General features: G+C 30.7%; 14 protein-coding genes and 1 pseudogene. All 15 read left to right on the top strand.

The genetic code is table 11. The annotated features are described in order from the left end of the window. Positions 1-248 (top strand): annotated as a pseudogene (locus AJN64_RS05290) (motility associated factor glycosyltransferase family protein); the annotation flags it as partial. Further along, on the top strand, positions 245-1,216 hold the full coding sequence (gene legB / locus AJN64_RS05285; protein ID WP_053872384.1) for a 4,6-dehydratase LegB: 972 nt from the start codon (positions 245-247) through the stop codon (positions 1,214-1,216). The pseudogene AJN64_RS05290 and the gene legB, both read left to right, overlap by 4 nt. Further along, positions 1,209-2,363, top strand: coding sequence for an aminotransferase LegC (legC, locus tag AJN64_RS05280; RefSeq protein WP_053872373.1), 1,155 nt, complete (start codon positions 1,209-1,211; stop codon positions 2,361-2,363). The genes legB and legC overlap by 8 nt, the downstream gene beginning before the upstream one ends. A 112-nt stretch (positions 2,364-2,475) precedes the next feature. Continuing rightward, a complete protein-coding gene (locus AJN64_RS05275) occupies positions 2,476-3,096 on the top strand; it encodes an acetyltransferase (RefSeq protein WP_141080066.1) in 621 nt (206 codons plus the stop codon). Further along, positions 3,093-3,854 (top strand): 3-hydroxyacyl-CoA dehydrogenase NAD-binding domain-containing protein, encoded by a 762-nt coding sequence (locus tag AJN64_RS09255; RefSeq protein WP_079861667.1) that lies wholly within the window; start codon positions 3,093-3,095, stop codon positions 3,852-3,854. Before AJN64_RS05275 ends, AJN64_RS09255 begins: the two co-directional genes overlap by 4 nt. A gap of 65 nt (positions 3,855-3,919) precedes the next feature. Continuing rightward, positions 3,920-5,041, top strand: a complete 1,122-nt coding sequence (locus AJN64_RS05260) for an N-acetyl sugar amidotransferase (protein WP_053872375.1) — start codon at positions 3,920-3,922, stop codon at positions 5,039-5,041. Positions 5,042-5,098: 57 nt separating this feature from the next. Further along, on the top strand, positions 5,099-6,103 hold the full coding sequence (gene legI / locus AJN64_RS05255) for a N,N'-diacetyllegionaminate synthase (RefSeq protein ID WP_053872376.1): 1,005 nt from the start codon (positions 5,099-5,101) through the stop codon (positions 6,101-6,103). Continuing rightward, positions 6,084-7,283 (top strand): UDP-N-acetylglucosamine 2-epimerase, encoded by a 1,200-nt coding sequence (gene neuC, locus AJN64_RS05250; protein WP_279586140.1) that lies wholly within the window; start codon positions 6,084-6,086, stop codon positions 7,281-7,283. Before legI ends, neuC begins: the two co-directional genes overlap by 20 nt. Beyond that, on the top strand, positions 7,280-8,191 hold the full coding sequence (locus AJN64_RS05245; protein WP_070292773.1) for a formyltransferase family protein: 912 nt from the start codon (positions 7,280-7,282) through the stop codon (positions 8,189-8,191). Before neuC ends, AJN64_RS05245 begins: the two co-directional genes overlap by 4 nt. 3 nt (positions 8,192-8,194) lie before the next feature. Beyond that, complete coding sequence (locus tag AJN64_RS05240; protein ID WP_053872379.1) at positions 8,195-8,866, top strand: PIG-L deacetylase family protein; 672 nt, start codon at positions 8,195-8,197, stop codon at positions 8,864-8,866. After that, complete coding sequence (locus AJN64_RS05235) at positions 8,866-9,891, top strand: nucleotidyltransferase family protein (protein ID WP_070292772.1); 1,026 nt, start codon at positions 8,866-8,868, stop codon at positions 9,889-9,891. Before AJN64_RS05240 ends, AJN64_RS05235 begins: the two co-directional genes overlap by 1 nt. Then, on the top strand, positions 9,888-10,793 hold the full coding sequence (gene ptmF, locus AJN64_RS05230) for an L-glutamine-D-fructose-6-phosphate isomerase subunit (RefSeq protein ID WP_070292771.1): 906 nt from the start codon (positions 9,888-9,890) through the stop codon (positions 10,791-10,793). Before AJN64_RS05235 ends, ptmF begins: the two co-directional genes overlap by 4 nt. Beyond that, positions 10,786-11,493: a CMP-N,N'-diacetyllegionaminic acid synthase gene (gene legF / locus AJN64_RS05225; RefSeq protein WP_070274700.1), complete on the top strand. Its 708-nt coding sequence runs from the start codon at positions 10,786-10,788 to the stop codon at positions 11,491-11,493. Before ptmF ends, legF begins: the two co-directional genes overlap by 8 nt. Beyond that, a complete protein-coding gene (locus AJN64_RS05220) occupies positions 11,493-12,263 on the top strand; it encodes an oxidoreductase (RefSeq protein WP_070292770.1) in 771 nt (256 codons plus the stop codon). The genes legF and AJN64_RS05220 overlap by 1 nt, the downstream gene beginning before the upstream one ends. Beyond that, positions 12,263-13,107 (top strand): motility associated factor glycosyltransferase family protein (locus AJN64_RS05215; protein WP_148122988.1); only part of this gene is annotated, 845 nt, incomplete at its 3' end. The genes AJN64_RS05220 and AJN64_RS05215, both read left to right, overlap by 1 nt.

Here is a 13,107-nt window from a genome sequence, read left to right as displayed (position 1 = left end):
AAATTTTAGGTCCTTTACTGACACAATTTGAACTTAATCTTGCTAGAATTTATGTTTTAAATCCTAAAACCAAAGAAGATGCTTTTAATAAAAGTATTCTTTGGATAAAAGAACATTTAGAATTTATGGAATTAGTTTATGGACATATCAAAGCACAAGAAAGTGCTTTGATAAAAAATATACTTCCTTTAGAAGAAAAACTTAAAGAAAGAAAATTAGATAAATGGATGGAAAGGGTGAGAAGGTGAAAAATATCTTAGTTACAGGCGCTGATGGTTTTATAGGTTCCCATCTTTGCGAAAGTTTGGTCAAAAAAGGTTTTAAAGTCAGAGCTTTAAGTCAGTATAATTCTTTTAATTTTTGGGGACATTTAGAAAAAAGTCCTTTTTTAAAAGACATGGAAGTTATAAGTGGAGATTTAAGAGACAGTTTTTTTTGCGAAAAAATCACCAAAAACATAGATGCGATCTTTCATCTTGGTGCCTTAATCGCCATCCCCTACTCCTACGCAGCCCCACAAAGTTATGTGGATACCAATGTCAATGGCACTTTAAATATGCTCGAAGCAGCTAAAAAAAACGAAATTTCGCATTTTATCCACACCTCAACAAGCGAAGTTTATGGCACGGCCTTTTATGTGCCTATCGATGAAAAACACCCTTTGCAACCTCAAAGCCCTTATTCTGCAAGCAAAATCGCTGCAGATATGATGGCGCTGAGTTATTATAATTCTTTTAATTTAAATGTCAATATCGCACGCCCTTTTAACACCTATGGGCCAAGACAAAGCGCAAGAGCCATCATACCTACCATCATCACGCAAATTTTAAGCGGAGCAAAGGAAATCAAACTAGGAGATTTAAGCCCTAAAAGGGATTTAAATTTTGTGCTAGATACTTGCGAGGGTTTTATCTCTCTTTTAAATTTAAAACATTTTGGAGAAGTTTATAATATAGGCTCAGGAGTGGAATACTCCATGCAAGAAGTACTTGATCTCATACAAAAAATTTTAGATTCTAAGGTAAAAATCATCCAAGATGAACAAAGATTGCGTCCTAAAAATAGCGAAGTTTTTAGACTTTGTTGCGATGCAAACAAATTTAAAAAAGCTACAAATTGGCAAAGCAAAATAAGCTTAGAAGAAGGTTTAAGACAAAGCATAGAGTATTTTAAAGAAAATTTAGAAAATTATAAAAGTGAGCTTTATAATGTTTGAAAAAGAAATTTCTTTTATAAAAAGTCTTTTTAATAAAGAAAATATCGCCCTACATGAGCCTTGCTTTATAGGCAATGAGAAAAAATATCTCTTAGAGTGTATTGACAGTGGCTTTGTTTCAAGCGTGGGAGAATTTGTAACGCGTTTTGAAGAAGCTTTAAAAGAAAAAACCAAAGCACGCTTTGTCATCGCTACAAATACAGGTACAGCAGCCCTTCATATCGCTTTACTAGCTAATGGTATCGATGAAAACTGCGAAGTCATCACTCAAAGCATAAGCTTTGTCGCCACGGCCAACGCTATCGCTTATACAGGTGCAAAGCCCGTTTTTTTAGATATAGATGAAAACACTCTAAGTTTAAGTCCTAAGGCTTTAGAGCATTTTTTAGAAAATCAAACTTATCAAAAAAATGGTTTTAGCTATAACAAAACCACACACAAACCCATCAAAGCTTGTGTTATCATGCACACCTTTGGTTTAAGCGCTCATATAAAAGCCATTAAAGAGCTTTGTGAAAAATACCATATCCTTTTAATCGAAGATGCTGCAGAAGCCTTAGGAAGCACTTATGAAAACAAAGCCTTAGGCACTTTTGGAAAGTGTGGAATTTTAAGCTTTAATGGCAATAAAATCATCACAGGCGGATGCGGTGGAGCGATATTAAGCGAAGATGAAAATTTAGCCAAGCTTGCAAGACACCTTAGCACTACAGCTAAAATCCCCCATCCTTACGAATACGATCATGATAGGATAGCTTATAATTACCGCCTTTGCAATATAAACGCAGCGATCCTACTTGCAGGACTTGAAAATTTGGAACTTTTTTTAGAAAATAAAAGAGAACTTGCTAAAATTTACAAGGATTTTTTTAAAAATCACGATAAATGTAAATTTATCGATGAAAAAAGCAATGAAAAAAGCAATTTTTGGCTCAATACCTTGCTTTTTAAGGATGAGAATTTAAGAAATATCTTTTTAGAAGAATGCTTGAAAAATAATATTTTCGTCCGTCCTGTATGGAAAAGCTTACCAAGTTTAAAAGCTTTTCAAAACTGTCAAAGCGATGAGCTTATAAACACTAAAAAATTAGAAAAACGCTTGGTTAATTTACCTAGTAGCGTTAGAATAGCAAATAAAAAGGAATGATGCATTGCAAAATTTAATTCAAAGCATTAAAAAAATTTTAATAAGAAAAAATATGAGAGTAGCGGAGGGGGGGGGGATTTAAAAATTTAACTTCTTCTTTTAGGAGAAGTGCGTGAAAAATGTCATCATTATAGGAGCGGGTGGCTTTGCTAGAGAGCTTTATTCTTATTTAAAAGATGCAAATTACGAAATTATAGGCTATATCGATATACAAGAAAATAATTTTTTTGACTTAAAATATCTAGGTAATGAAGATAATTTCGATAAAAAATTGATTCAAAAAGCATCTTTTGCCTTAGGTGTAGGACAAATCAATTTAAGAAAAAAAATCCTTTTAAAACTTTCAAAAAAATCGTGTAATTTTATCACTTTTATACATCCTCAATCTTTTGTTTCAAAAGAAGCTAAAATAGGACAAGGGGTTATAGTGTGTCCTTTTGTAACCATTAATGCTAATTCAAATATAGGAGATTTTGTGCTTTGTAATATTTATTCAAGCATAGCTCATGATTGCAAGGTAGGAGAAGGAAGTATTTTAAGCCCTTATGCTACACTCAATGGAAATTCAAGTATAGGAAAAAATTGTTTTTTAGCTACTAGAGTTAGCCTGTTGCCTTGCGTAAACTTAGAAGATAACTGCATAGTAAGCGCAGGTAGTATTATTAGTAAAAACTACACATCCAATCAACTTATTTTTCATAAAAATATAATTAAAACAAGGAAAAAACAATGAAAGAAATTAATATCATAGGCTTTGGTTTAATGGGTAGGCAAATAAGTGCTTTATTTTATTTATTGGGTTATGAAATAGGTGTTTATAATAAAAGCAAGCCCAATATATACGAATTTGAAAAACAAATAAAACTTCTACAAAGAAAAATAGATTTTTCTAATTTTAACGCCGGAAAAATAAACATTTACCAACATATAGAAGATCTTAAAAATAGCTTGACTATAGAAAGCTTAAATGAAGATTTAAATTTAAAAAAAGAAATCATACAAATTCTTAGAGACAATAATAATATAGTTTTTTCAAATTCAAGTTCTTTGGGTATAGATGATTTAAACTGCGATTTTATACATTTTTTCAATCCTATTTATATCAAATTAATAGAACTTTGTGGTTCTAATTTAGAACGATTTACCCCATTGAAAGATCTTAAAAAATTAGGATTTCATATCATTCGCAGTAAAGGCAATCGAGGAGCTTTAGCAAATTTACTTTTGTTCAATGAAATTTCATCGTTTTTTAAAATTATAGAAAAATACAATTACAATTTCAAAGAATGTCAAACAGTTTATGATTTGCTTTATGAAAAAAGAAATTTGTTAAATATTATCGACACTATAGGCATAGAACTTTGTGATAAAATTTGTAAGAATTTAAAAGAAGAAGATGAAAATTTTTACCATCCAAAAATCTTTAAAAAGGCCTTAGAAAAAGGAATTTTAGGTAGAAAAAATAAAACAAAAATAAGTGATATTTTATAAAATAAGTAAATATTAATTTAATATTTTATATAATCTAATCTTTTTATTAAATTGAAGGGGTGGAAATGATTTATTGTGATCACTGCGTGATGCCAAATACTAGACCTGGTATTAATTTTACAAAAGATAAAGAAGGTAAAAATATCTGTTCAGCTTGTATCAATCATAAAAATAAAGAAAATATTGATTATAAAGCAAGATTTAAAGAGCTTGAAGCCTTATGCGATAAATACCGCAGAATGAATGGAAAATTTGAATATGATTGCGCTATTGCTGTGAGTGGAGGTAAAGATTCGCATTTTCAAGTGCATATCATGAAAGAAAAACTTGGAATGAATCCTATTCTTTTTAGTGTTGAAGATAATTTCACTATGACTGAAGCAGGTAAGAAAAATCTTAAAAATTTAAGTGAAACTTTTGGTTGTCATATTATTAGCTTAAAACCTGACATCAAAACTCAAAAAAAAGTTATGCTAAAAACCTTTGAAAAATATGGAAAACCTACTTGGTTTATAGAAAGACTCATGTATAGCTATCCTTTTGCCATGGCTTTAAAATTTAACACCCCCTTGTTAGTTTATGGGGAAAATATTAGCTTTGAATATGGAGGTAGCAACGCTAAAGAAACTCCTAGTGCCAAAGAAATATTTCTAAATGGCGTAGCTAGTGACTTGAATATAAATGAATTTATAGATGATGAAATTAAAGAAGAAAATTTACAACTCTTTTTCAATCCAAGCAAAGATAAGCTCGATAAACTTGATCCTATTTATCTAAGTTATTTTATAAAATGGAATTCTTATAGCAATTATATTTTTGCTAAAAGTCGTGGTTTTAACGTTCTAGAAGGCGAATGGAATAGAACTCATGCTATAGAAAATTTTGATCAAGTTGATAGTATAGGCTATACTCTACATGCTTGGATGAAATATCCTAAATTTGGTCATGCTATGGCAAGTGATTACGCGGCTCGTTTCGTGCGTTATGGACTTTTAAGCAGAAAAGAAGCTATTGAACTTGTACAAAAAAGAGATCATAAACTTGACAATAAATGTGTTGAAGATTTTTGCAACTTTATAGGTATTAGTAAAACTACATTTTGGAAAATAGTAGAAAAACACTATAATATGGATTTATTTTATAAAAATGATTTTGGAGAATTTAAGCTAAAAAATCCTTTAAAATAATTTGGAACGACTCTTGCTTTTAAACACTATAAAGCATACTAAATTTAGGTAACAAACATGAAAAAAACTTTAATCATCGCAGAAGCAGGAGTCAATCACAATGGCGATTTAAATTTAGCTAAAAAGTTAATAGAAATCGCAGCTAACTCAGGGGCTGATTTTGTTAAATTTCAAAGTTTTAAAGCCAAAAACTGTATCAGCACAAAGGCTAAAAAAGCACCCTATCAGCTTAAAACGACAGCTAGTGATGAAAGTCAGCTTCAAATGGTGCAAAAACTCGAACTCGATCTTAAAGCTCATAAAGAGCTTATCTTACACGCAAAAAAATGCAATATTGCCTTTCTTTCTACTCCTTTTGATCTTGAAAGCGTAGATCTTTTAGATGAGTTAGGTTTAAAAATCTTTAAAATTCCAAGCGGAGAAATCACTAATCTACCCTATCTTAAAAAAATTGCAAAGCTTAATAAAAAAATCATACTTTCAACGGGCATGGCAAATTTAGGCGAGATAGAACAAGCTTTAAATGTACTTTGCAAAAACGGTACTAAACGCCAAAATATCACTCTTTTACACTGCACTACAGAATACCCTGCCCCTTTTGACGAGGTCAATCTTAAAGCCATGCAAAGCTTAAAAGATGCTTTTAAGCTTGATGTGGGTTATTCTGATCACACTCAAGGCATACACATCTCCCTAGCTGCGGTTGCCTTAGGAGCTTGTGTGATAGAAAAGCATTTTACTCTAGATAAAAATATGTCAGGGCCTGATCATAAAGCAAGCCTAGAACCCCATGAACTTAAAATGCTTTGCACTCAAATAAGACAAGTACAAAAGGCAATGGGTGATGGCATAAAAAAAGCAAGCAAAAGCGAACAAAAAAATATCAACATAGTAAGAAAAAGTTTAGTGGCCAAAAAAGACATCAAAAAAGGAGAAATTTTTAGCGAAGAAAATCTTACCACCAAACGCCCCGCAAATGGTATAAGTGCTATGAGATATGAAGAGTTTTTGGGTAAGATTGCTACTAAAAACTACAAAGAAGATGAGCTTATCCATGAGTAAAAGAAAAATTTGTATAGTCAGTGCAACAAGGGCTGAATGGTATCTTTTAAGAAATTTATGCCATGAAATTCAAAATGATAAAGATCTAAGCCTTCAGATCATCGCTACAGGAGCACATTTAAGTCCTGAGTTTGGACTCACTTATAAAGAAATAGAAAAAGAATTTAAAATAACTAAAAAAGTAGAAATGCTTTTAAGTAGTGATAGCGAAATTGGAATTTGCAAAAGTATGGGTTTAACTCAAATTTCTTTTGCTGAAGCATTAAACGAATTAAAGCCTGATATTATAGTGGTTTTAGGAGATAGGTATGAAATTTTTTCTTGCGTAGCCAGTGCCATGATTTGTAAAATCCCTGTAGCACATTTACATGGCGGAGAAGCAACTTGGGGCTTGATCGATGAAGCCATACGCCATAGCATTACCAAAATGTCGCATTTGCATTTTGTAGCTACAAAAGAATACCAAAAACGCGTCATTCAACTTGGAGAATCCCCTTTGCGTGTTTTTAATGTAGGTGGATTTGGGCTTGATAATATTGCTAATTTAAAGCTTTTAAGCAAAGATGAACTTCAAAAAGCATTGAATTTCACCTTTGAAAAAAGAAATTTTCTTATCACTTTTCATCCTGTTACCTTAGAATACCAAAGCTCTCAAAAGCAATTTCAAGATTTGTTAAAAGTTTTAGATCTTGAATACAAAAAAGAAAATTTAGGACTTATTTTTACCAAGTCAAATGCAGATACCAATGGACGCATTATCAATGAAATGATAGACGATTTTTGCTCTTGTCATAAAAATTGCATAGCTTTTGTTTCTATGGGTGCTTTAAACTATCTTAGCTCCATGCAATTTATAAATGCAGTTGTTGGAAATTCTTCTAGTGCTTTATGTGAAGCTCCAAGCTTTAAAATAGCAAGCATTAATATAGGCGATAGACAAAAAGGACGCATTAAAGCAAAATCTGTAATTGACTGCGAAGCCAATTTTAAAAGCATAGAAGAAGCTTTTAAAAAACTTAATGATAAAAATTTCATTAAAGAATTAAAAAATACTGAAAATCCCTATGGAAAAGCAGGAGCCGCTAAAAAAACAAAGGAAATTTTAAAAAATTTTAATCTTGAAAATATTTTGAAAAAAGAATTTTTTGATATTGATTTTTCTACGGAGTTTGAAAAATGAGAATTTTTTTCATAGGTTGTGTTCAATTTTCACATTTTGCATTAAAAAAACTCTTGAGTTTGCAAAATGAAAATTTACAAGTTGTAGGCATAGCCACCAAAGAAAAATCCGATTTTAATAGTGATTTTTACGATCTTAAACAAGACATAAAAAATCTTCCTTGTCTTCATGTAAAAGATATTAACGATGCTCAAAGTTTAAAATTTATCCATTCTCTTAAGCCTGATATTATTTATTGTTTTGGCTGGAGCTCTTTGATTAAAAAAGAACTTTTAAACTCGTACCCCATCATAGGTTTTCATCCTTCTAAACTTCCTTACAATCGTGGAAGACATCCTATAATATGGGCTTTATTTTTAAACCTAAAAGAAACTGGATCAAGCTTTTTTGTTATGGATAAAGGAGCGGATGCAGGTAGAATTTTAAGTCAAAAAAGCATTAAAATTTCATCTAAAGACAATGCTAAAAGCTTATATGAAAAAATCACTCAAAAAGCCCTTAAGCAAATAGAAGATTTTACTTTAAAAATTTATAAAAAAAGTCTAAAAAATAAAGATTTTAAAAGTATTTTACACGCCTTATCTTATAAACAAACAAAAGGAAATACATGGAGAAAAAGAGATTTTAAAGATGGAAAAATCGATTTCAGGATGAATAGTTTAGCCATTTATAATCTCATTCGTGCTTTAGCACCTCCTTATATAGGAGCTGAAGTTTTATATAATAATAAAATTTATAAAATCTACGAAGCTAAAATCGTTAAAAATTCACAAAATAATTTAGAATGTGGTAAAATTTTAAAAGTCGATCAAAAAGGAATTTTAGTTAAAAGTTATGATGGAGCCATACTTTTAACCAAGCATAATTTTGATATTTTACCTAAAAATGGAGAATACTTTAAAGGATAAATTTTGTATAAAAAAGTTTTGGTTATAGCAGTTCATCCTGATGATGAAACCTTAGGAGCTGGAGGAACTCTTTTAAAGCATAAAGCAAAAGGTGATGAAATTCATTGCATCTTTTGCACAGATATTTTTGAAGATGAAGGATTCTCTAAAGAACAAATTGACACAAGAGAGCAAGAACTTCAAGAAATTTCTAAAAGCTATGCTTTTACAAGCATACATAGGCTAGGACTTAAAACGACAAAAATAGATCAATACAGCCAAGCCCATCTTGTCTCTTTATTCTCACAAATTTTTGAAAAAATTAAACCCAATATTCTTTATTTACCCTTTGCTTACGATGTGCATAGCGATCATAGAATTATTTTCCAAACCGCTTTTTCATGCACTAAAAGTTTTCGCTATCCTAGTATAGAAAAAATTTTAATGATGGAAACCTTAAGCGAAAGCGAATTTGCACCCGCTTTAACACATCAAAGTTTTATACCTAATGTTTTTGTAGATATTAGTGATTTTTTTGAAAAAAAATGCCAAATAATGAAAATTTATAAAAGTGAATTAAGCAAAGCACCTTTTCCAAGAAGCATTGAAAATATAAAAGCTTTAGCCACCTTTCGTGGTTGTACAGCTAATTTTAAATACTCCGAAAGCTTTATTTTATTAAAAGAAAGATTGTAATGGATATAAACAAACTCAAACTCACCCCTGATTCTAGCATAAAAGAAGCTTTAAAAATAGTCGGGCAAGAACGCGTTAGACTAGGCATTATAGTTGATGAAAAAGATAAATTTTTAGGAGTCATTAGTGATTCAAACATCAGAAAAGCTTTAATTGGTGGCAAAACTTTAAAAGATAGTATCAAGGATATTTACACTAAAAATCCCATCACCATAAAAGAAAACACAAGCAAAGAAGAGCTTTTAAAACTTTCTGCTAAAACCGATATTTATGATTTTCCTGTTTTAGATGAAAAGGAGCAAATCCTTTCTATAAAATCTATCTCATCGCTTTTAAAAGCCAATCTAAACTCCATTATCATCATGGCTGGAGGCTTAGGCTCTCGCTTAAAAGAATTAACTAAAGATACTCCAAAACCTATGTTAAAAGTAGGCAAAAAGCCTATTTTAGAAAGCATAGTCCAAAGACTTAAAAATCAAAATTTTGAAAATTTTATCTTTTGTGTGAATTATAAAAAACAAATCATAGAGGATTATTTTCAAAAAGGGCAAAAATTTGGGGTTAAAATTTCTTATATTAAAGAGCGCAAAAAACTAGGTACAGCAGGGGCTTTAAGCCTTATAAAACAAGAATTTAAAGAAAGTTTTATCGTTATGAATGCAGACATTTTAACCGAGCTTGATTTTAATGATCTTTTAAAAGCGCATAAAAAATCAAAAGCTTTAATGAGCGTTTGTGTGCGTGAGTTTGAGCAACAAATTCCTTATGGAGTTATCACTCAAAAGCAAGGTTTTATAGAAAATATAGAAGAAAAACCCACTCAAAAATTTCTAGTAAGCGCAGGAATTTATGTACTTGAAAATGAAATTTTAAATTTCATTGCTAAAAATGAATACCTAGACATGCCCGAACTCATCAAACTCGCTCTACAAAAAGGCAAAGTAAATACCTATATCATCAATGATTATTGGATCGACATTGGAAGGCCAGATGAGTTTTTAAAAGCCAATGAGGATTTTAAATGAAAATCTTAATCATAGGCTTTGGAAGCATAGGAAAAAAGCATTTTTTAGCCTTAAAAAATTTAAATTATGAAGTAAGTTTGCTTTCTTTAAGTGCTAAAGAAGAAGAATTTAAAAACACTCCAATTTATCGCTCTTTAAAAGAATGTGATTTAAACGAATTTGATCTTTTTATCATTGCAAATATCACTACGGAGCATTTTAACACCTTAAAAACTTTAAATGAGCTTGTAAAAGATAAAATCATACTCGTAGAAAAACCTTTATTTGAAAAGGTGCAAAATTTCACAAGCTCAAAAAATCACATTTATGTGGCGTATTTACTACGTTTTCATCCTGTGATTGTGGCTTTAAAAAAGCTTTTAAAAGAGGAAAAAATTTATTTTGCTAGTTTGGTTTGTAATTCTTATTTGCCCCATTGGAGGGCTTTAGACTATAGGCAAAATTACAGCGCTAAAAAAGAGCTAGGTGGTGGGGTTTTACTCGATCTTTCTCATGAAATCGATCTAGCCTTTTTTCTTTTTGGAAACTTAGAGCTTGAGTACTCCCAAAATGCTAAAATTTCAGAGCTTGACATAACAAGCGATGATTTTGCCTTTTTGGCTTTAAAAAATTCACAAGAAGCTAAAATTCATATAGAATTAGACTATTTTTCTAAATTTAACAAAAGAGAAATTACCATTCATACTTTAGAAAAAAGCTTTAAAGCCGATTTAATAAACAATAAAATCGAAATTTATCACAAAGATCAAAGTCAAAAAATCTTAAATTTTGAAAACAATACGATAAAAACTCTTCAAAATTTACATCAAGCAATCTTTGAAAAAGACAAAGAACTTTGCGATCTTAAGCAAGCTTTAAAAGTACTTGAACTTTGCGATGAAGTAAGGAAAAAAAATGGCTGAAATTTTATGCACCATTTGTGCTAGAGGTGGAAGTAAAGGCGTTAAAAACAAAAATATTAGAAAGATTAACGAACTTGAAATGATAGCTTATAGCATCATACAAGCTCAAAATTCAAAGCTTTTTAAACACATAGTCATAAGTACTGATAGTGATGAAATCGCAAGTGTAGCCCAAAAATACGATGCTGAAGTTTTTTTTAAAAGAGAAGCCCATCTTGCCAATGATCGGGCTGCAAAACTTCCTGTCATGCGTGATGCCTTGCTAAGAAGTGAAGAGCACTTTAAAACGCGTTTTGAAACTCTCATAGACTTAGATGCTTCAGCTCCACTACGCTCAAGCCTTGATATAAAAAAAGCTTATGAAAGTTTTGTTAAAAATGATAATTCCAATCTCATCACCGCAGTTCCAGCTAGACGCAATCCTTATTTTAATCTCATAGAAATGCAAAATAACAAGGTAGTAAAATCCAAAGAAGGAAATTTCACCACCCGCCAAAGTGCCCCAAAATGCTACGATATGAACGCTAGTATTTATATTTTTAAAAGGGATTATCTTTTAGAAAATGATAGTGTTTTTGGCAAAAACACAGGGCTTTTTGTAATGGATGAAAGCACGGCTTTTGATGTAGATAGTGAACTTGATTTTAAAATCGTAGAGTTTTTAATCTCTTTAAAAAATTTATCACCAAAGGATTTTTAATGCTTGAAAATAAAATCATCTTTGTAGCAGGAGCTTGTGGGCGTATAGGTAAAGCGCTTTGCAAAAAAATACTTCTTAATAAAGGCACAGTCATACTTGCAGATATTAACAAAGAACGCTTAAAAGAACTGCGAGAAAATTTAGAAACAAATTTTAAAACAAAACTTTTAAGCTTAGAACTTGACATCACCAAGCAAGAAAGTTTGCAAACTGCCCTTGAAAAAAGTCATGCAAGATACGGTAAAATCGATGCTTTTGTCAATTCAAGCTATCCTTTTGGCAAAGATTGGGGTAAAACGCCTTATTATGGACTCAAATACGAACAAATTTGTGAAAGTTTAAATTTACATTTAGCAGGTTTTATGCTGGCAGCTCAAGAATTTGTGAATTTTTTTAAAAAACAAGGCCATGGCAATATCATCAATCTTAGCTCCATCATGGGAGTTTATGCGCCAAAATTTGAAAACTATGAAGGCACTTCTATGCAAAGCTCTTTAGAATATAGCGTGATAAAAGCAGGGGTTAACCACATGGGCTCTTGGCTAGCTAAAGAGCTTTTTAATCAAAACATACGCGTTAATACCCTAGCAAGTGGGGGAATTTTAGATAATCAAAACGAACTTTTTTTAAAAGCTTATAGAAATTGTTGTGCGAGTAAGGGTATGCTAGATGCAGATGATGTATGTGGAACTTTGGTATTTTTGCTTAGTGATGAGAGTAAATTTATCACAGGACAAACCTTAGTAGTAGATGATGGATGGGGTTTATGATGACCTTCACCCCTACCCAAAAAGAGCTCTTTAACAAAAATATTGAAGCTTTAGGTAATATTCTTTTAAAAGAAAGTTTAAAAGAAATCAAGTCTAGTAAATTTGAACTTATCTTAGGTAAAGATAATCTTGATATCAATCTAAAAGATACGAATGATAATACTTTTCTTTATGGAAATGTTATTGATGAATTAAACACTATGTTAAACACCTATAATGACAAATACCTACTTTATCCTGTATTGTATTTTTATGGTTTTGGAAATGGAATTTTATTTAAAGCTTTATTGCAAAATAAAAATCATCAGCATATTGTTGTTTTTGAAAAAGATATAGAAATCATTTGGGTGATGTTTCATATCTTAGATTTTTCAAATGAATTACAAAATTCAAGATTGATGATTTTGCAAACTAGTTCTTTAAATATAGAATTTTTTTCTGATTTTTGTTCTAACAAACCTTTCTTTCAATTTTCTAGAATTTATTTTTTAGAACTGATGAGTAATTATTATGAAAGATTTCATGAAGATGTTTTGGAGTTAAATAAAAAGCTAGTACAGTATTTTAAAGATTCTATTATTTCTCATGGTAATGATCCTCTTGATGCTCTTCAAGGCATAGAGCAATTTGTTTATAATCTTCCTCAAATGATCACTCATCCTAGTTATACAGAATTACTTTCTAAAAGAAAGAATTTAAGTGATACAGCTATCATTGTTTCTACAGGACCAAGTTTAACCAAACAATTACCTTTATTAAAGAAGTATGCTAATAAAGCTACAATTTTTTGTGCAGATTCTTCTTATCCTATTTTAGCTAAGCATGGCATAAAGCCTGATTATGT

The sequence above is a fragment of the Campylobacter sp. BCW_4332 genome (assembly GCF_001763175.1).
GTDB classification, from domain to species: domain Bacteria; phylum Campylobacterota; class Campylobacteria; order Campylobacterales; family Campylobacteraceae; genus Campylobacter_D; species Campylobacter_D jejuni.
Note: the sequence above shows the minus strand (reverse complement) of the source record. Positions and strands in the feature narration are given on the sequence as shown.

What these genes read in the sequence shown, in the direction of transcription:
- legF (WP_070274700.1), top strand. Translation starts at nt 10,786, where the DNA reads ATGGCTGAAATTTTATGCACCATTTGTGCTAGAGGTGGAAGTAAAGGC.
- neuC (WP_279586140.1), top strand. Translation starts at nt 6,084, where the DNA reads ATGAGCTTATCCATGAGTAAAAGAAAAATTTGTATAGTCAGTGCAACA.
- AJN64_RS05220 (WP_070292770.1), top strand. Translation starts at nt 11,493, where the DNA reads ATGCTTGAAAATAAAATCATCTTTGTAGCAGGAGCTTGTGGGCGTATA.
- AJN64_RS05235 (WP_070292772.1), top strand. Translation starts at nt 8,866, where the DNA reads ATGGATATAAACAAACTCAAACTCACCCCTGATTCTAGCATAAAAGAA.
- AJN64_RS05260 (WP_053872375.1), top strand. Translation starts at nt 3,920, where the DNA reads ATGATTTATTGTGATCACTGCGTGATGCCAAATACTAGACCTGGTATT.
- ptmF (WP_070292771.1), top strand. Translation starts at nt 9,888, where the DNA reads ATGAAAATCTTAATCATAGGCTTTGGAAGCATAGGAAAAAAGCATTTT.
- legC (WP_053872373.1), top strand. Translation starts at nt 1,209, where the DNA reads ATGTTTGAAAAAGAAATTTCTTTTATAAAAAGTCTTTTTAATAAAGAA.
- AJN64_RS09255 (WP_079861667.1), top strand. Translation starts at nt 3,093, where the DNA reads ATGAAAGAAATTAATATCATAGGCTTTGGTTTAATGGGTAGGCAAATA.
- legI (WP_053872376.1), top strand. Translation starts at nt 5,099, where the DNA reads ATGAAAAAAACTTTAATCATCGCAGAAGCAGGAGTCAATCACAATGGC.
- AJN64_RS05245 (WP_070292773.1), top strand. Translation starts at nt 7,280, where the DNA reads ATGAGAATTTTTTTCATAGGTTGTGTTCAATTTTCACATTTTGCATTA.